The 17,442-nt window shown below is 73.3% G+C and carries 21 protein-coding genes; 9 read left to right on the top strand and 12 right to left on the bottom strand.

Features of this window, described 5'->3' with window-relative positions; all coding sequences use genetic code 11:
* Positions 1-87 precede the first annotated feature (87 nt).
* Positions 88-282 carry a hypothetical protein gene (locus tag O7634_RS20470; protein ID WP_278151726.1) on the top strand — a complete coding sequence of 65 codons (195 nt, stop codon included), beginning with the start codon at positions 88-90 and terminating at the stop codon, positions 280-282.
* Positions 283-377: 95 nt separating this feature from the next.
* Here the strand turns inward: O7634_RS20470 and O7634_RS20465 are convergent, their stop codons facing one another.
* From O7634_RS20465 to O7634_RS20435, 7 genes are all read right to left on the bottom strand, one after another.
* Positions 378-581, bottom strand: coding sequence for a cold-shock protein (locus O7634_RS20465; RefSeq protein WP_030338233.1), 204 nt, complete (start codon positions 579-581; stop codon positions 378-380).
* Between the two features lie 285 nt (positions 582-866).
* Entirely contained in the window at positions 867-1,139 is a 273-nt protein-coding gene (locus O7634_RS20460; RefSeq protein ID WP_278151725.1) for a DUF4235 domain-containing protein, read from the bottom strand.
* Positions 1,136-1,510 carry a DUF3618 domain-containing protein gene (locus O7634_RS20455; protein WP_278151724.1) on the bottom strand — a complete coding sequence of 125 codons (375 nt, stop codon included), beginning with the start codon at positions 1,508-1,510 and terminating at the stop codon, positions 1,136-1,138. Before O7634_RS20455 ends, O7634_RS20460 begins: the two co-directional genes overlap by 4 nt.
* On the bottom strand, positions 1,507-1,941 hold the full coding sequence (locus O7634_RS20450; RefSeq protein WP_278151723.1) for a phage holin family protein: 435 nt from the start codon (positions 1,939-1,941) through the stop codon (positions 1,507-1,509). The genes O7634_RS20455 and O7634_RS20450 overlap by 4 nt, the downstream gene beginning before the upstream one ends.
* Before the next feature lie 389 nt (positions 1,942-2,330).
* Positions 2,331-3,518, bottom strand: a complete 1,188-nt coding sequence (locus O7634_RS20445; RefSeq protein ID WP_278154029.1) for a mechanosensitive ion channel domain-containing protein — start codon at positions 3,516-3,518, stop codon at positions 2,331-2,333.
* Between the two features lie 83 nt (positions 3,519-3,601).
* Positions 3,602-4,423 (bottom strand): DUF1206 domain-containing protein, encoded by an 822-nt coding sequence (locus O7634_RS20440; protein ID WP_278151722.1) that lies wholly within the window; start codon positions 4,421-4,423, stop codon positions 3,602-3,604.
* Between the two features lie 60 nt (positions 4,424-4,483).
* Positions 4,484-4,849, bottom strand: coding sequence for a hypothetical protein (locus tag O7634_RS20435; protein WP_278151721.1), 366 nt, complete (start codon positions 4,847-4,849; stop codon positions 4,484-4,486).
* Positions 4,850-4,924: 75 nt separating this feature from the next.
* On the opposite strand from O7634_RS20435, the gene O7634_RS20430 reads away from it, so the two are divergent.
* Together O7634_RS20430 and O7634_RS20425 are read left to right on the top strand one after the other, a co-directional pair.
* Complete coding sequence (locus tag O7634_RS20430; protein ID WP_278151720.1) at positions 4,925-6,151, top strand: cysteine desulfurase-like protein; 1,227 nt, start codon at positions 4,925-4,927, stop codon at positions 6,149-6,151.
* Positions 6,148-6,435 (top strand): GNAT family N-acetyltransferase, encoded by a 288-nt coding sequence (locus tag O7634_RS20425; protein ID WP_278151719.1) that lies wholly within the window; start codon positions 6,148-6,150, stop codon positions 6,433-6,435. Before O7634_RS20430 ends, O7634_RS20425 begins: the two co-directional genes overlap by 4 nt.
* A gap of 47 nt (positions 6,436-6,482) precedes the next feature.
* On the opposite strand, the gene O7634_RS20420 is transcribed toward O7634_RS20425, so the two are convergent.
* The gene (locus tag O7634_RS20420; RefSeq protein WP_278151718.1) at positions 6,483-7,970 is read right to left on the bottom strand and encodes a glycoside hydrolase family 3 N-terminal domain-containing protein; all 1,488 of its coding nucleotides are present in this window, start codon (positions 7,968-7,970) and stop codon (positions 6,483-6,485) included.
* Between the two features lie 217 nt (positions 7,971-8,187).
* On the opposite strand from O7634_RS20420, the gene O7634_RS20415 reads away from it, so the two are divergent.
* From O7634_RS20415 to O7634_RS20390, 6 genes are all read left to right on the top strand, one after another.
* Entirely contained in the window at positions 8,188-8,313 is a 126-nt protein-coding gene (locus tag O7634_RS20415; protein ID WP_278151717.1) for a hypothetical protein, read from the top strand.
* Positions 8,314-8,400: 87 nt separating this feature from the next.
* On the top strand, positions 8,401-9,351 hold the full coding sequence (locus O7634_RS20410; protein ID WP_278151716.1) for a TIGR03557 family F420-dependent LLM class oxidoreductase: 951 nt from the start codon (positions 8,401-8,403) through the stop codon (positions 9,349-9,351).
* A 76-nt stretch (positions 9,352-9,427) separates the two neighbouring features.
* Entirely contained in the window at positions 9,428-11,059 is a 1,632-nt protein-coding gene (locus O7634_RS20405) for a RecQ family ATP-dependent DNA helicase (protein ID WP_278151715.1), read from the top strand.
* Positions 11,060-11,137: 78 nt separating this feature from the next.
* A complete protein-coding gene (locus O7634_RS20400; protein WP_278151714.1) occupies positions 11,138-11,641 on the top strand; it encodes a hypothetical protein in 504 nt (167 codons plus the stop codon).
* A 104-nt stretch (positions 11,642-11,745) separates the two neighbouring features.
* Positions 11,746-12,159, top strand: coding sequence for a TetR/AcrR family transcriptional regulator C-terminal domain-containing protein (locus O7634_RS20395; RefSeq protein WP_278151713.1), 414 nt, complete (start codon positions 11,746-11,748; stop codon positions 12,157-12,159).
* 8 nt (positions 12,160-12,167) lie between these two features.
* Positions 12,168-13,199: a helix-turn-helix domain-containing protein gene (locus O7634_RS20390; protein ID WP_278151712.1), complete on the top strand. Its 1,032-nt coding sequence runs from the start codon at positions 12,168-12,170 to the stop codon at positions 13,197-13,199.
* Between the two features lie 165 nt (positions 13,200-13,364).
* On the opposite strand, the gene O7634_RS20385 is transcribed toward O7634_RS20390, so the two are convergent.
* From O7634_RS20385 to O7634_RS20370, 4 genes are read right to left on the bottom strand one after another with little or no spacing between them, the layout of a single operon-like run.
* Positions 13,365-14,348: a DNA topoisomerase IB gene (locus O7634_RS20385; protein WP_278151711.1), complete on the bottom strand. Its 984-nt coding sequence runs from the start codon at positions 14,346-14,348 to the stop codon at positions 13,365-13,367.
* Positions 14,332-15,285: a glycosyltransferase family 9 protein gene (locus O7634_RS20380; RefSeq protein WP_278151710.1), complete on the bottom strand. Its 954-nt coding sequence runs from the start codon at positions 15,283-15,285 to the stop codon at positions 14,332-14,334. Before O7634_RS20380 ends, O7634_RS20385 begins: the two co-directional genes overlap by 17 nt.
* Positions 15,282-15,983: an SDR family oxidoreductase gene (locus O7634_RS20375; RefSeq protein ID WP_278151709.1), complete on the bottom strand. Its 702-nt coding sequence runs from the start codon at positions 15,981-15,983 to the stop codon at positions 15,282-15,284. The genes O7634_RS20380 and O7634_RS20375 overlap by 4 nt, the downstream gene beginning before the upstream one ends.
* Positions 15,980-17,437 (bottom strand): PfkB family carbohydrate kinase, encoded by a 1,458-nt coding sequence (locus tag O7634_RS20370; protein WP_278151708.1) that lies wholly within the window; start codon positions 17,435-17,437, stop codon positions 15,980-15,982. Before O7634_RS20370 ends, O7634_RS20375 begins: the two co-directional genes overlap by 4 nt.
* Positions 17,438-17,442 lie beyond the last annotated feature (5 nt).

The following is a 17,442-nucleotide window of genomic DNA, read 5'->3' as shown; positions in this document are numbered from 1 at the left end:
CCACGCGCCCCGGGTGCTCGCGTCGCACCGCCCGGCCGACGATGCTGGACAGCGGCGCGCCGCCCCGGGCGGCCGGAAGGGGACGCGATGAGGGGCTGGCTGACGCTCACTCTCGGCCTGCTGGCCGTGGTGGTCGGTGCGCTGTGGACGGTCCAGGGCCTCGGCTACGTCAGCGGCAGCCTGATGACCGACCAGAAGATCTGGGCGGTGATCGGTCCGATCGTGGCGGCGGCCGGGCTGGTGACGATCTGGTTCGGCCTGCGCTCACGCCGCCGTCGCTGACCCAGGCCAGAGCAGGGAGAAGCCCCGTATCCCGGTGGGATACGGGGCTTCTCGCAAACGACCGCCTGTCGGATCGTCCCAGTGGCCGGCGAGGCTCAGATGGGACGGACCTGCTCCGCCTGCGGGCCCTTCTGACCCTGAGCGATCTCGAACTCCACCCGCTGGTTCTCCTCCAGCGAGCGGTAGCCGCTGGTCTGGATGGCCGAGAAGTGGACGAACACGTCAGCACCCCCACCATCCACGGTGATGAAGCCGAAGCCCTTGTCAGCGTTGAACCACTTCACGGTTCCCTGCGCCATGTGTATCTCCCTCTAAAAACTGGTGGCCGTGCACGCCGTCCGGCCGATCGGCCGTTTTCGAGCAGCAGCGCCTGAGGTGGCCCCACGAAGGAGACTTCTCTCAACCCACGCCATCTCGCAACAGCGTGGACCAGCAAATCACGTACGCAAAATATCTGTCACGACCTCTCCGACGAATTTCTCCGACATGTGACCTGACGGATGCCTGAGATCCCCTGGGCGGCGTCCGGGGTCATGCGAAAAGCCCCCTTCCCATCGATCTGGGAAGAGGGCTGACGTCGCTGGTCAGTCGGGCCACCTGCCGGTCATCCGGCGGACGCCGACCGCGCCACCCCGGTCCACAGCGGCCCGGACGACAGCGAAGATCGCGCCCTGCAACGCCGCGGCGGCCAGGATCTCGCCCCAGCCGCGATCCTCGTCGGTCGCGTTGGGCGCCTCGCCGTCGCCAGCGGTGACCTTCCAGACCTGCCGGAAGATCGCCCCGGCCACCGTGCCCGCGGCGATACCCAGCAACACGCCGACCGGCCGGTATGCCACCCGGCTGATGCTCTTACTCACCTACGCCTCCCCCGCACGATCATCAGTATCACCACGGTGGCCACCGCGCCGGCCGTGATGGCCGCCCACGGCAGCGGGTGGCGTCGTACCAACTCGCCCTTGTCCTGCGCCTGGGCGCGCACCAGGCCGCCCTTTTCGTACGCCTGCGCCCGCGCCATCCCGGCGCCTCGCGCGGCCTGCCCGCGAACCCGGGCGACGGTCTGCGCCGCCTGCTCGCGCATCCGCTCCTTCGCCTGCTCGGCGGACTCCCTCAGCCGCGCCTTGACGTCGGCCTTGGCGGCCAACGCCTCCATCGTCTCGCCCAACTCGACCCGGGTGCGACGGATCTCCTCCCGGAGAGCCTCGGTGTCGCCCGTCCCGTTGCCGGTCATTGCCGCCCCCTGTCCTTCACCGCGGCGGTGACAGTGTCCATGTCAGCGCGCAGGCTGCGGACCGTGGCCGCCGGCACGGGTGGGACCGCACGGCTGACCTGCTTCTTGCCCACCAGGGCGAGAATGCCGGCCACCAGGAAACAGGCCACCGCCACGATCAACGCGGCGGCCCAGGCCGGCAACACCAGGTCGAGCAGCAGGATCGCCGTGGCGACCAGTGCCCCCAGACCGAAGAACGCGAGCGCTCCGCCGCCACCGAACAGGCCGATGCCGATGCCGGCGTGCTTGCCCTTCTGGGTCAACTCCGCTCGAGCCAGCGCCAGTTCGTCGCGCACGAGGCGGGAAATCTGCTCGGTGGCCCGCTGCACCAGCTCGGCGGTGGAGGGCTCGCTCCCGTTACGGGATGTGCGGGCGTTCGCCACGTCAGCCATGCTGTCCTCCTTTCCTCATCACCGCGCTGTATGCCCGGAGTCGCCGCCCGTCAATCCTAAAGCGCGCCGAGCAGCGGATCGTCTCGGTTGTCCGCACGCCGCGCCACCGAACCGGCAGCGCACGTCCACGATCCGCGCAGAGACGTCCGGCAGCACATCCCCCACCCAAGCCCGACCAAACCTCCCACCCCCACCCGCCCTGCCCGGCCCGGCCCTGCCCCCTGCCCCGCCCTGCCCCGCCCTGCCCCGCCCTGCCCCGCCCCGCCCGGCCTGCCCCCGGTTGATCATGAAGTTGTGACCACGACACGCCGTTCCCACGGGCCATAACTTCATGATCGACCAGGGCGGGGGGTGGGGGGCCGGGGGGGCCGGGGGTGGGGGTGGGGGGTTTAGGGGCGGGACTCTTCGGGGCCTACGAAGGCTTCGCTGCGGGCGTCGCCGTCGTCGCTGCCGCCGAAGACGCGGGCGTCGTCCGGCGCCTCGGTGTCGGACCGGCGGCGGGTCGGCCGGCGCGGCTGCACCCACTGCCAGGGCAGGTCGCTGGAGGCGTCGCCCAGCTCGGTGCGCACCCGGGGCATCGCGGTCGGGCGGGTGTCCCGGATCCAGGCGACCAGGTGCTCACGGACCAGGCAGCGCAGGTCCCAGAGGCTGCCCGCGTCGGCGGCGCTGACCAGCGCCCGCAGCTTCACCGTCCCGCCGGTGGCGTCGGTGACCTGGAGGACGCAGACCCGCCCGTCCCACAGCTCGGTGCCCTCGACCAGGCGGCGCAGCTCCTCCCGCATGGCCTGCACCGGCACCGCCCAGTCCACGTCGAACTCGGCGGTGCCGAGCACCGCCGCCTCCGTACGGGTCCAGTTCTGGAACGGCTTGCTGGTGAAGTACGAGGTCGGCAGGATCAGCCGGCGGTCGTCCCAGATCTGCACCACGACGTAGCTGAGGGTCAGCTCCTCGATCCGGCCCCACTCCCCCTCGACGACGACCACGTCGTCGAGCCGGACGGCGTCGCTGAAGGCGAGTTGCAGGCCGGCGAAGACGTTGCCCAGCAGGCTCTGCGCGGCGAGCGCGGCCACCACACCGACCACACCGGCCGAGGTCAGCACACCGGCGCCGATGCCACGCACGCTGGGGAACGTCATCAGCATCACCCCGACGGTCAGGATGACGATCACCGCGATGGTCAGCCGGCGCAGCATCACCACCTGGGTGCGGACCCGCCGGGCGTGCCGGTTGTCTGGCACGTCGACCCGGAACCGGGCCAGCGCGGTGTCCTCCACCACGATCAGCAGGGAGGCGACCAGCCAGGCGGTGGTGGCAATGACGCCGAGGATGAGCAGGTGCAGCAGCAGTCGACGCCACCCCTCGCCGACCGCGTATCCGGTGCTGAACCGGACCGCGAACTGCACGGCGAGGACCGTGCCGGCGACCTGGAACGGACGGTGCGCGTGCTCGGTCAACTCCGTCATCAGCAGCGACCGGCGGCCGAACCGCCGGGTCAACCGGTGCACGAGCTCGACCAGGACGAGCGCGACCGCCGCCGCGACGAGCGCGGCGACGGCCGTTTCGAGATAGTTCTGCACGGCTTCGAGGCTTCCCTTCGTCCAGACGTCGAGCACGCTGGGCAAAGGCCCAAGGGTGCCCGACGTCCGCGCGATCGACCAGTTCAGACCTTGCGGTACCGGGACTGGAGGAAGCAGTAGACGCCGAAGCAGGCGATGCCCAGGGCGACCAGGGTCAGCAGGAACGAGCCGTACGACTGCTCGCGCAGGGTGTGCAGCGCGGCATCCAGACCGCGGGCCTTCTCCGGGTCGTAGTTCACCGCCGCGACGATGACCAGCAGGCCGGCGATGCCGTACGCGACACCCTTGGCCACGTAGCCGGCGATGCCGAGACGGCGGGCGAGCTGACGGGTCTTCGGGCTCATTTCGCCGGTCTTGAGGTGCTTCTCGAACGTCTTGCGGATGCCGTAGATGACCAGACCGACGCCGATCACGGCGACCACCAGCCCGGCCAGGCCGACCAGCCAACGGCCACCGGTGGAGGTCATCAGCTTGCCGGTCAGCGCCTCCTGCTGGTCGGCGCTGTTCGACCCGGCGTCCTTGAACACCTTGAAGGCGGTCCAGGCGAAGTAGAGGTAGACGATGGTCCGGCCGGCCGAGGCCAGCCGCTCCATGACCCGCTCCTTGCCCCGCTCGGCGCGGTGCCCGCCGGCCGCTTCGAGGCCCTGCCAGATCGCCATGGCGAGCAGGCCGACCGCGACGGCGATGACGAGGAACTTACCGAGGGGCTGTTGGGAGAGGGTACGCAGCGCGCCGGACTGGTCGCCGTCGCGGGACGACGTGCCGAACGCGATCTGCAACGCCAACCAGGCGAAGAGGAGGTGAACGATGCCGTAGCCGATGAAGCCGGCCCGGGCGAGGAGTTCCAGCCACCGGCTGTCCGCCGTGCGGGAGGCGGTGGCTTCGGCGCTACGGGTGAGTGACATGGCGTCACAATCTCCCATTGGGAAGATTTCCAAACGTCGGCCACCGCCGCCCGCCGCTGGTCAGCTGCCCGGGTTGCGGGAAACGCGGATCTTGACCTGCTGGTCGGTGACGCTGTCCAGCGTGACGGCGAAGCCGCCGGCCTCGGTGGCCTGCTGCCCGGTGGTCAGGGTGAGCTGCTCGCCGGCGACCTCGACGGTCACCTGGTCGCCCTCGGCGCCGACCAGCTTGGCCTCGACGCCCAGGATGGTGGCGCTCGCCTCGACGCCCTTCTCGAAGGTGACGGTGCAGGCGTCGAGGCCGCAGTCGGTGGACGCGCCCTGGGAGCTGCAGCCGGCGAGCACGGCGAGGCCGAGCGCCAGACCGGCGAGGAGGCCGGCAGCGCCTCGGACGGGGGAAGGGGGAATGGTGGCGGATCGGTTCGTCACCCCGCCAAGGGTACGAGACGCCCGCGAACCCGGGCGACTGCGAACGTGCGGGGCGCCCCGGTTAGGGTCCGGGACATGCCCTTCGACATCGCCCGCACCCGGGCCGCCTACCCCGCCCTGACCGAGGGTTTCGTGCACTTCGACGGCGCCGGAGGAACCCAGACCGCGGCCGGTGTGATCGACGCGGTCACCGACGCCATGCGTACGGCGGTCGGCAACCGCAGCGCCGCCAACGTGCCGGGGCGTCGCTCGCTGGAGCTGGTGGCCGGAGCCCGCGCGGCGGTGGCCGACCTGCTCGACGCCGACCCGGCCGGGGTGGTGCTGGGCCCGAGCGCCACCGCGCTGACGTACACCCTGGCCCGGACGCTCGGCGCGACCTGGGCTCCGGGTGACGAGGTGGTGGTCTCGCGGCTCGACCACGACGCGAACGTGCGGCCGTGGGTGCAGGCCGCCGAGGCGGCCGGCGCGACGGTGCGCTGGGCCGAGGTGGACCGGGACACCGGTGAGCTTCCCGCGACCCAGTACGACGACCTGGTCGGTGAGCGGACCCGGCTGGTCGCGGTGACCGCCGGCAGCAACGCGATCGGCACCATCCCCGACGTGCCGGCCATCGCCAAGATCGCGCACGCGGTCGGCGCGGTGGTCTGTGTCGACGGCGTGCACGCGGTCCCGCACGGGCCGACCGACCTGACCTCGCTCGGCGCCGACGTCCTGGTCACCAGCGCGTACAAGTGGTCCGGCCCGCACCTGGCGGCGATGGTGGCCGACCCGGTCCGGTGGGCGGCGTTGCGCCCGGCGAAGCTGACGCCGTCCTCGGACGCGGTGCCGGACCGGTTCGAGTACGGCACCCCCAGCTTCCCGCTGCTGGCCGGCGTGACCGCCGCCGTGGACCACCTGGCGACACTGGACCCGGACGCGGTCGGGACCCGGCGGCAGCGGGTGCGGGCCGGGTTGACCGCCGCGCGGGCGCACGAGGAGGCGCTGCTGGACCGGCTGCTCACCGGGTTGGCGCAGCGGCCCGCGATCACCGTGTACGGCTCGCCGGCCCGGCGCTGCCCGACGGTCTCGTTCCGGGTCGCCGGCAGGTCGCCGGCCGCCACCCAGGAGGCGTTGGGCGCCGCCGGCTTCTGCCTCTCCGTCGGCGACTACTACGCGTACGAGTACTTCCAGCTGATGGGTCTGGGCGACAGCGGCGGGGCGGTGCGGGCCAGCATCTACCACTACAACACCGCCGACGAGGTGGACGGCTTGCTCGCCGAACTGGACGCGCTGATCGACGGCCCGGGGAGAATGGCCGGATGAGCACCCTGGTCGAGGACAACCCGGCGAAGCGCCGCTTCGAGATCCTGGTCGACGACGCGCTGGCCGGCTTCACCGCGTACCTGCCGCGCGGGGAGGTCCTGGTCTTCACGCACACCGAGGTGGACCGGGGCTTCCAGGGCAGGGGGGTGGGCGGCGCGCTGATCCGGGGCACGCTGGACCAGCTGCGCGCCCGGGGCACCAAGGTGGTGCCGCAGTGCCCCTTCGTGGCCGCGTTCATCGACAAGCACCCCGAGTACGCCGACCTGGTCGCCGACCTGCCGTAGGGCCGACGCGTCCGCGCCGGCCCCGGCGGCACGGACGCACCGGCCGGTCAGCGGGCGCCGGTCAGCACCTCGGCCGCGGCTCGCCCGTTGGCCCGGGTGGCGCCGTGGGTGGCCACGTGCGCCGCACCGACGACCAGCTCGGGCACGCCCAGCTCGACAACGACAGCGTCCGGCCGGACGGCCAGCGCGCGGTGCACCGCGGCGCGCATCCAGTCGTGCCGGTGCAGGTCGCGGACCACCAGGACCAGGGGGTCGGCGCCCGCCCCGGCGCCGGGGTCGGTCGGCACGTCGGGCTCGGCGTACCGGACCGTTCGGGTGCCGGGCAGCAGCGCGCCCAGCGGCGCGCCGATCCCCCAGGGGGTCTCCGCGCCGATCGCGATGTTGCGCAGCGGCTCGAACTCGACGACGTACGCGGGACGGGTCAGCGGCAACGCGGCCGGCGCGGCCGGGTCGGCGGTGACCCGGACGGCCCGTCGGGCGGCGACCAGTCCCACGTGCGCGTCGCGCGCCCCGGCCGCCCCGCGCGTGCGGGCGGTCATCGTCCAGGCGGCGAGCTGGCCGACGCGCTTGGCCGCCTCGGCGAGACGTTCCTCGGGCAGCTCACCGGAGACCACGGCGGCCACGATGGCGTCGCGCAGCTCGACGGCCGCCTGCTCGTCGGCCCGCTCGCCGCCGACGCAGATCGCGTCGGCCCCGGCGATCAGGGCACGGACCGTCGCGCCGGCGAAGCCGTACCGGTCGGCGACGGCGCGCATCTCCATCGCGTCGGTCACCACCACCCCGGAGAAGCCCAGCTCGTCGCGGAGCAGCCCGCCCAGGATGCGCTGGCTCAACGTCGCCGGCAGCCGCGGGTCGAGCGCCGGCACCAGCAGGTGACCGGTCATCACCGCCTGCACCCCGGCGGCGACGGCGGCCCGGAACGGGGCCAGCTCGCAGGCGTCCAACCGGTCCCGGTCGGCGGTGATCCGGGGCAGGTCGTGGTGGGAGTCGACGCGGGTGTCGCCGTGCCCGGGGAAGTGCTTGGCGCAGGCCGCGACACCACCGGCCTGGAGCCCGCGGACCCAGGCGGCGGTGTGCCTCGCGACCAGCGCCGGGTCGGCGCCGAACGACCGGACCCCGATCACCGGGTTCGCCGGGTTGGAGTTGACGTCGGCGTCCGGCGCGTAGTCGAGGGTGATTCCCGTCGCGGCCAGCTCGACGCCGAGGTCCCGGGCGACCGCCTCGGTCAGCGCCGGGTCGTCCACCGCGCCGAGGGCGAAGTTCCCGGGCCGGGAGCTGCCGTGCGCCGATTCGAGCCGGGTGACGTCGCCGGCCTCCTCGTCGATGGCGACGATGACGTCCGGCCGTTCGGCGCGCAGGGTGGCGGTGAGCGCAGTCACCTGCTCGCTGTCGACGACGTTGCGGGCGAAGAGCACCACCGACCCGAGACCCTCGCCGAGCCAGCGGCACACCCACGGCGGCGGGGTGGTGCCCACGAACCCGGGTTGCAGAACGGCGGCGGCGAGCGCCGGGAGGTGCCCGGTGGGGGCGGTCACCGTGCCCCCTCGTGGTGATCGGCGTCGATCACCGGCGCCGGTACGCCCCCGTCGATCCCCTGGTTGCGCTCGCTCATGCGGCCCCCGTACCCCATCTCTCGCGCGCCCTCGGCGCACCGCCACCGGCGTGCGGTCCTGCCATGGTCACACTGAGCGATTCAATAGTCAATAAACCTTACAGTTGCTGGAACGCCGGTCCTGCGGGGAGAGTTCGGGGATGGACCCCGTGCTGCTGGCCGACGCGACGAGCCCGGCCGACATCCCCGGCGTACGCCTGCTCGGCCTGGTGGTCGGCGGCCTGCTGCTGTTCGCCGCGATCCGGGCCATGTTCGGTCGGCGCTGACCGATCGGCTCCGGTCCGGCCGGTGTGACCGACCCCGACCGGGGTACGGCTTCCCCGTCAGCGGGTCCGCGCGCCGAAGGGGAAGCGATGAAGATCGGATACTTTCTGTCCAGTGAGGAGTTCACGCCAGCCGAGCTGCTGGAGCAGGCGCGCGGCGCCGAACGAGCGGGCTTCGAGGCGCTGTGGATCTCCGACCACTACCACCCGTGGGTGGACGCCCAGGGGCAGAGCCCGTTCGTCTGGTCGATGATCGGCGCGCTCAGCCAGGTCTGTTCACTGCCGGTGACCACGGCGGTGACCTGCCCGACCGTGCGGATCCATCCGGCCGTCGTCGCGCAGGCGGCGGCGAGCAGCGCGGTGCTGCACGGTGGACGGTTCGTGCTCGGCGTCGGCACCGGCGAGGCGCTCAACGAGCACATCTTCGGCGACGCCTGGCCGCAGGCCGACGTCCGGCTGGAGATGCTGGAGGAGGCCGTCGAGGTGCTGCGCAAGCTGTGGACCGGCCGGTTCGTCAACCACCACGGCACGCACTACACGGTCGAGCACGCCCGGATCTACACGCTGCCGGAAACCCCGCCGCCGATCTACGTCTCCGGCTTCGGACCGAAGGCCATCGACCTGGCCGCCCGGATCGGCGACGGCTACGTGAGCACCATGCCCGACGGCGACATGGTCCGGCGGTTCCGGGAGAACGGCGGTGGCGACAAGCCCTGCCAGGCCGGCTTCAAGGCGGCGTACGCGGACAGCGAGGACGAGGGGATGCGGATCGCCTACGAGCGCTGGCCCAACGCCGGGGTACCGGGCGAGTTGTCCCAGGTGCTGCCCTCGCCACGGCACTTCGAGCAGGCCGGCGAGCTGGTCCGGCCGGAGATGCTCAAGGAGGCGTTCGTCTGCGGCAACAGCGCGGACGCGCACCTGGAGATGATCGACAGGTACGCGAAGGCCGGCTTCGACGAGGTCTACGTGGCCAACACCGGCCCGCACTACCAGGGCCTGTTCGACCTCTACCAGCGCGAGGTGCTGCCCCGCCTGCGGTGAGCCGCGGCGGTGACCGAGCCCATGATCTTCCCGAGGGCGTTTCGGGAATCATGGGCTCGGGTACCTCCGGCCCTCGATGAAACTGTCCACGCACTCGATGAACCTGCGACGCGCGGCCCGCAGCCTGTTCGGCTGGAAGGCCCTGCGGCCCAATCAGCTGGCCGCCATGCGCGCGGTGATGAAGCGACGCGACGCCCTGGTGGTGCTGCCCACCGGCGCCGGCAAGTCGGCGATCTACCAGATCCCGGCCAGCCTGATCCCAGGCCCCACCGTGGTGATCTCCCCCCTGCTGGCGCTTCAGCAGGACCAGATCGCCAGTCTCAACGAGCGGCAGCGTCCGGAACTGCGGGCGGTGCGGATCAGCTCCAACGAGTCGTCGGCCCAGCAGGCCGAGGCGATCGCCGAGATCCGGGAAGGTCGGGCCGAGTTCCTGTTCATCACCCCGGAACAGCTCAGCAACCCGGACCGGATGGCCGAGGTGGCGGCGCTCAAGCCGGCGCTGGTGGCGATCGACGAGGCGCACTGCATCTCCGCCTGGGGGCACGACTTCCGCCCCGACTACCTGGCGCTCGGGCACCTCATCGAGGGCATCGGCCGGCCGCCGGTGGTCGCGCTGACCGCCACCGCGTCCCCGCCGGTCCGCGACGACATCATCGCCCGACTGCGGCTGCGCGAGCCGGAGGTCGTCGTCTCCGGGCTGGACCGGCCGAACCTGTTCCTCGAGGTGGCGCACTGCCCGACCGAGGACTACCGGTGGCGGCGGCTGATCGCGCTGCTGCGCGACGACGAGCGGCCGGGGATCATCTACGTGCCGACCCGCCGCGCCGCCGAGGAGTTGGCCACCCGACTGACCGACGCCGGCTTCCCGGCGCAGTTCTACCACGGTGGGATGGCCGCCGGCGCCCGCGCCGACCTGCACGAGGCGTTCCTCGCCGACCAGGTCCCCATCATGGTGGCGACCTCGGCGTTCGGGATGGGCATCGACAAGCCGAACATCGCCTGGGTGGTGCACATGGCGTTGCCCGACTCGCCGGACAGCTACTTCCAGGAGATCGGCCGGGCCGGCCGGGACGGGAAACCGGCCCGGGTGCTGCTGCTCTGGCAGGCCGAGGACGTCGGTCTGCAACGGTTCTTCACCGGCGGGCTCCCCGACGAGAACGAGCTGCGCGACCTGGCCGCGCTGCTCCGCCGCGAGCCGGCCACCAAGACCGAGCTGCGCGAGACCACCGGCCTCGGGCCGCGCAAGCTGGGCCAGTACCTGTCCCTGCTGGAGCAGATCGGGGCCGCCGAGCCACGTTCCCGGCAGCGCGTCGGCGCGCCGCGCTACTCGCCCACCCCGGTGGAGGCCGCCGCGGCGGCGCTGGCCGAGGCGGAGCGGCAGCAGACGGTGACCCGGTCCCGCACCGACATGATGCGGGCCTTCGCCGAGACCACGGCGTGCCGGGGGCAGACCCTGCTGGCCTACTTCGGCGAGCAGATGAGCGAGGTCTGCGGGCACTGCGACAACTGCCACAACGGCACCAGCGTGGCCGACCAGGGCGCCGTCGGACCGTTCCCGGTGCACAGCCACGTGCGTCATCCGGAGTGGGGGCAGGGCATGGTGCTCTCCTACGAGGACGACAAGATGACGGTTCTCTTCGATGAGGTCGGGTACAAGACGCTGTCGGTGCGCGTGGTGTCCGAACAGGGCCTGCTGACCCTGGACTAGCCTGACCCGGGCGCTGGTTTCGGCCCCGTGGATCGCACACCGATTGACCAAGCAGAGCAGGGCGGAAGGGGCATTGCCGTGATCGAGCAGCCGGCGTACACCGGTTTCGGTTTCTCCGACGCGGAGTGGGGGTTGCTGGTCGGCCTGCCGCAGTCGGTCCTGACCGCGGCGAGCGCCGCCGAGTCCGACGGCACCCGCCGGACCATGGCGGAGACCGCGGCCGGGCTGGAGACCATCGCCGCCGGTCGGGAGTCGGCCAGCCCGCTGGTCGCCGCCGTGGCCGGCGAGATCGTGACCCGGGTCGGCGACCCGGAGACCGGCGAGGAGTTGCCGGTCATCGCGCCCGCCGACCCGAAGGCGCTGATCGACGACGTGCTGCTGCGGGCCGGCGAGGCCGGCGCGCTGCTCGCCGCCCGGGTGGACGAGGGCGAGGCGGGCGCGTACAAGCACTGGCTCGTGAAGATCGCCGAGCAGGTGGTGGGCGCGGCGTCCACCGGCGGGCTGCTGGGCATCGGCGGCGAGACCGTCAGCGACTCCGAGCGGCGTTTCCGCGACCGGCTCGCGCACGTGCTCATCGACTGACCGACGGCAGCGGGGCGTCGACCGGACCGGTCGGCTCCGCGGCCGGCGCCGCGGGGTCGGCCGGCCGGGCGCCACGCAGGCGGTGGGCCTGGGCCGAGCACGAGGTGCTGCGGCGACGCACCTGGCTGCTGCACGTGCCGATCACCGGCCCGCCGGTCACCCCCCAGCAACTCGGCTGGATGGAGGACGGGCTGCGCTGCCTCGACGGCACCGCGCTCGCCGAGAGCGAGAAGATGTCGACGCTGCTGCTGATCACCGGCTACGTCCGCAACGAGGCCACCCTCACCGCACAACTCGCCGAGGGCAGCCGGGCGGCCGGCGTCGCGCCCAGCGAGGTGATGCCGGCGTACGGCCGGATGATGGCCCGGCTCATCGACCCGGCCCGCTTCCCGGCGCTGCACCGGGTGCTGACCGCCGGCGTGCTCACCCAGGACGACGACCCGGACGACGAGTTCACCTTCGGCCTGGACCGGATCCTCGACGGCATCGAGGCCCTGATCCGACGCCGTACGGGTTGAGGAGACCCATGCTGCCGCAAGACACCGTCGACACCAGCGTCCTACCCCCGGGCGAGCGGTTCGGGATGTGGCTGGACCTGATCGCGCGGACGTCGGCGCCGATGCGGATCTGGTCCGCGCACGCCCACGACTTCAGCGCCCGCGCCGCCTTCCTGGACCTTGGCCCGATCCAGCTGATCAAGTATCGGCAACCGTCGCTCGACGCGGTCCGCACGCCGAAACTGATCCGCCAGTCGGACACGGAGTTGTACATGCTCGCCCTCACCAACAACGGGGTCGGCACGGCCAGCCAGGACGGCAACCACAGCGAGATCAGCGCTGGCGACTTCACCTTCTACAACGGGTCCCGGCCGCACGAACTCGCCCACCACGCGACCGAGCCGGAGCGGGAGCTCGCCAACTCGATCGTCACCATGATCCCGCACGCCGTGCTGCCGATGCCGATGCACCGCATAGCCCCGCTCTACAGCGGTCGACTGTCCGGCCGTACGGGGGTGGGGGCCCTCGTGGCGCAGTTCCTGCTCCAGGTGACCGCGCACCCCGAGCAGTACGACGCCGCGGACGCCAGCCGACTCGGCGCGGTGGGGCTGGACCTGGTCACCACGATGCTCGGGCGGCACCTCGCCGAGGACGTGGTGCCCACCGAGGTCCGCCGCCGGACACTCTTCGCCCAGGTGCAGGCATACAATTACGGGCACCTCGGCGACACCACGCTCAGCCCGCAGGCCGTCGCCGACGCCCACCACATCTCGGTGCGGTCGCTGCACCGGCTGTTCGCGGCCGAGGACGCCACGGCGGCGTCCTACATCCGGCAGCTCCGCCTGTCCCGGTGCTGGCGCGACCTGACCGACCCGGCGCTGCGCAACCAGACCGTGCACGCCATCGGGGCACGCTGGGGCTTCCCGGACCGGGCCCACTTCAGCCGGGTGTTCCGGGCGGCGTACGGGCTGAGCCCACGGGAGCATCGCGACGCCGGCTCACATCTGGCACGGAACGTCAACAGCGCGGCGTCCACTGTCAAACCGCAGCCGGCAGACTGACACCAACGCGCCGGTCGGCACCCACCTCCACGGGTTCCGCCCGGCCGCCAACGGGGGCCGTGGCGACGCGCCCGCCGCACGCGCGGCGGGCGATCGCCCGGTGGGCCCGCACCAGGCCCGAGGCTCCGGCTCCGTCATTTTCCCCCCGGGATCTGACGGGGCCGGTCAGGCCTTCTCCAGCAACTCCAGGACCACCCGCTCGGCCTCCTCGCGGGGCGCGCCCGGGTCCACCGACGCCACCACCCCGTCGTGGTAGAGGTCGACGACACGGGGGTCCACGTACGACGTGCGCGCCACCGTCGGGGTGTTGCCCAACAGGTCGGCCACCTCGCGCATCACCGCCACCACCGCCCTGCGCCGCGCCGTCACCGAACGGGCCGGCGCCGCGGTGGCCAACTCGGTGGCGGCGAGCACCGTGGCGTGCCAGGTGCGGAAGTCCTTCGCTGTCATCTCCCCGCCGCTGGCATCGCGCAGGTAGCCGTTGACCTCGTCGCTGCGCACGTCACGCCACTCCCGGCCGTCCCAGTAGCCGAACAACCGGTCCGCGCGCCGCCGCCGCCGGCGCAGGTTGACAAGCACCCGGCACAGCTCCGGGTCCTCGATCCGGCGCACCTGCTCGATGCCGCCCTTCGCCGGGAACTCGAAGACCACGCACCCGCCCCGGGACCGGGCGTGCTCCGGGCGCAGGGTGGACACCCCGTAGGTCGGGTCGTCACCGGAGGCGTACTGGTCGCTGCCGACCCGGAACATGCCCATGTCCAACAGTCGGGCCACGGTGGCCAACACCCGGTCCCGACCCAACCCCCGGCCGTCCAGGTCACGACCGACCCGCTCGCGCAGCGCCGGCAGCCTCCGGGCCACCTCCAGCATGTGGTCGAACTTCGCCTCGTCCTGCTTCTCCCGCCACACCGGGTGGTAGACGTACTGCCGGCGTCCGGCCGCGTCGATCCCGACCGCCTGGATGTGCCCGTTCGGATGCGGCGCGATCCACACGTCCTGCCAGGCCGGCGGGATGACCAACTCCCGCAACCGGGCCAGGACGTCCGGGTCTCGCACCGGAGCGCCGGTCGGGTCGACGAAGAGCCAGCCCCGTCCCCGCCGACGCCGTCCGTACCCCGCCCGACCCGGGTCGCTACGCCGTAACCGCACCGGAGACCCGCACCGCCCTTTCCGCCTCAGCCACGGCGTCCAGCACCTCGTCGAGGCGCAGAGCTGCCATCGTCGGGTGGCTTCCTACCCCGTCCCACCTGGGCCAATCCCCCGCACCCGCCCAGAGCGCGCGGTGCCGCGGCCGGTCCGGCGGCGGGCCCCAGAGCCCCGGCGGCACCGGCCCGAAGAGGACCACCGACGCGGTGCCGTATCCGGTGGCCAGGTGGGCGATCCCGGTGTCCCCGCTGACCACCAGGCGGGCATCGGCCACCAACGCGGCGAGGGTGCCCAGATCGGTCCGGCCGGCCAGGACCCGGTCCGACGGCAGGCCCGCCGAACCGGCCACCCGAGCCGCCAGCTCCCGCTCGTCGGCCGAGCCGGTGAGCAGCACCCGGTGCCCCCTGTCGGTCAGCGCCCGAGCCAGCGCGGCGAACCGCTCGGCGGGCCAGCGCTTGGCCGGGACCTTGCTGCCCGGGTGCAGCAGGGTGACGCCGCTGGGCAGCCCGGCCGGCAGGGGTCGGCGCAGGCTGAGGTCGGCGCGGTCGGCGGGGACGCCGTACCAGGACAGCAGCCGGCACCACCGGTCCACCTCGTGCTCGTCGACAACCCAGCGAGGACCGTCGACGAAGCCGGCGTCCGGGTTGGCGAAGGCGAACATCCGGGCCGGCCGGGTCGCCCCGAGCAGCCGGTGCGACTGCGGGCCCTGCCCGTGCAGGTTGACCGCCACCCGCGGGGCCGACCGGACCCGTACCGGCCGGTCCAGGCCGGCGGTGTCCACCAGCCGGTCGACGCCACCGACCAGGTCGACGAGGGGGGCCAACCAGGCGGGCGCGGCCAGCGCCAGCTCGTCAGCGGGGTACGCGGCCCGCAGCGCCCGCAGCGCGGGCGCCACGGTGACCAGATCGCCGACGCCGAGGGCGCGCAGCACCAGGATCACGGGTACGACGTCTCCTGCTCGGCGCAGACCACCAGCTCGCGCACCGCGCAGCCGGACGGTTGGTTGAGCGCGAACATGATCGCGGCGGCGGTGTCGGCGGGGTCGTTGAGAATGGCGTCCGGGCCCGGCTTGTACTGCGGGTCGCGCTCGTCGAAGAAGGCGGTGCGCATGCCGCCCGGGATGAGCACCGTGACACCGACCTGACCGGCGAGTTCGGCGGCGAGGGCACGGGTGAAGCCCACCACGCCGAACTTCGCCGCGCAGTACGCGGTGGCATCGCTGACCGCCTTGACGCCCAGTGTGGAGGCGACGGTGACGATGCGGCCCCGGGAGTCCAGCAGGAACGGCAGCGCGGCGCGGATCACCGCCGCGGTGGCCAGCAGGTCGACGGCGACGATCCGGTCCCAGGTCTCCCCCGGCACGTCGACGAGTCGACCCGGCACGTCCATGCCGGCGGCGGTGACCACCGCGTCCAGGCCACCGGCCTGCTCGGCCAGGTGTTTGGTGGCCTCCTCGGCGGCGCGCGTGTCGGCGAGGTCGCACTCGGTCCAGGACACCCCGTCGGCCGGCGGCTGCCGGTCCAGCACCATCGGCCGACCGCCCGAGGCGGTGACCGCGGCGACCACCGCGGCCCCGAGCCCGCTGGAGCCGCCGGAGACCAGGACGGTGGGCCCGTCGCCGGGCCGGGTGGCGGTCATCGGGTCCGCTCCGCGAGCGACCGGACGATCATGTCGGTGGTGGAGCGGCCGTCGAGATAGGGCACCACCACCGTGTTCCCGCCCCACCGACGTAGGACGTCCGCCTCCGGCAGCGTGGCGGCGGTCTCCCCGGCACCGGTGGCGTAGTCGCCGCCCTTGACCCAGACGTCGGGTCGCACCCAGGACAGCACCGCTTCCGGGGTCGGCTCGTCGAAGACGAGGACCGCGTCGACACAGCTCAGCGCGGCCAGCAGCCGGGCGCGGTCGCCCTCGGACGTCACCGGCCGGTCCGGCCCCTTCAACCCCGCCACGCTCGCGTCGGAGTTGAGGCAGACGATCAGGCAGTCGCCGAGCTGCCGGGCGGCCTGAAGGGTGGCCACGTGCCCGGCGTGCAGCAGGTCGAAGCACCCGCCGGTGGCCACCACGGTGCCGCCGCCGGCCCGCACCTCCCGCAGCAGCGTCGCGACCGCGGCGACGCCGATCCGGTCGCCACCCGGGCGCACCGCGCCGCCGCCCGCCGGCGACAGCGGGACCCGCCGGTCGGGCGTCGTGGAGACCGGTTCGGCCGGCAGGGCCGCCGCCACTCCCCCGCCCGCCACGTAACCGGACGCCTCCGCGACCGCTGCCTGCACCGCCTCGGACACCAGCGCGCCGCGCGCCAACGCGAGGCTGGCGGCGGCGGCGAACCGGTCACCGGCCCCGCAGGTGTCCCCCTCGGCGCTGCCCGGCGTCGGCACCACGAGCGGCGTCGACCCGGCGTGGCACAGCAGCGCGCCGTCACCGCCGAGCGTCACCGCGACAGCGCCCGCCCGCCAGCGCCGACGCAGCTCCTGGGCGCCACGGGACGCGGCGGCCAACCGGGAGGCGCCCGGCACGGCGGGCACCAGATCGCGTACCTCCGACTCGTTGGGTGTGACCAGATGGACGCCCGGCACCGCGGCCGGGCCACGCGGGTGCGGGTCCCAGACCACCGGCGCGCGGGTCGCGGCCAACGCGGCACGCAGCGCGGGCTGCCGGGCGACACCGCGCCCGTAGTCGCTGACCAGCACCGCCGACGCCGCCCCGATGACCCGCAGCACCTCCTCGGCGGGCTGCCCCGGCTCCCCGGACGCCCCGCCACGGTCGTGGCGCAGCAACACCCGGCCCCGGGCGCGCAGCCGGATCTTCTCCGGTGTCGCGCCGGCGAGCGGCAGCGGGTACACGCGCACGCCGGCGGCGGCGAGCAGGGCGCTCAGCCGGGCCCCGCCGGCATCCTCGGCGAGCGCTGTCACCAGCACCACCTCGACGCCGAGCGCGGCGGCGAAGACCGCCGCCAGACCAGCGCCGCCGGGCCGGTCGGTCGCCGCGATCTCGTCGAGCACGGGCACCGGGGAGTCCGGGCAGAGCCGGTTCACCACACCGTCCACGTCCCGGTCGAGCAGGGTGTCGCCGAGCACCACCACCGGTCCCCTCACGCTTG

Source organism: Micromonospora sp. WMMD1120, assembly GCF_029626235.1.
In the GTDB taxonomy this organism is placed as follows: domain Bacteria; phylum Actinomycetota; class Actinomycetes; order Mycobacteriales; family Micromonosporaceae; genus Micromonospora.
Note: the sequence above shows the minus strand (reverse complement) of the source record. Positions and strands in the feature narration are given on the sequence as shown.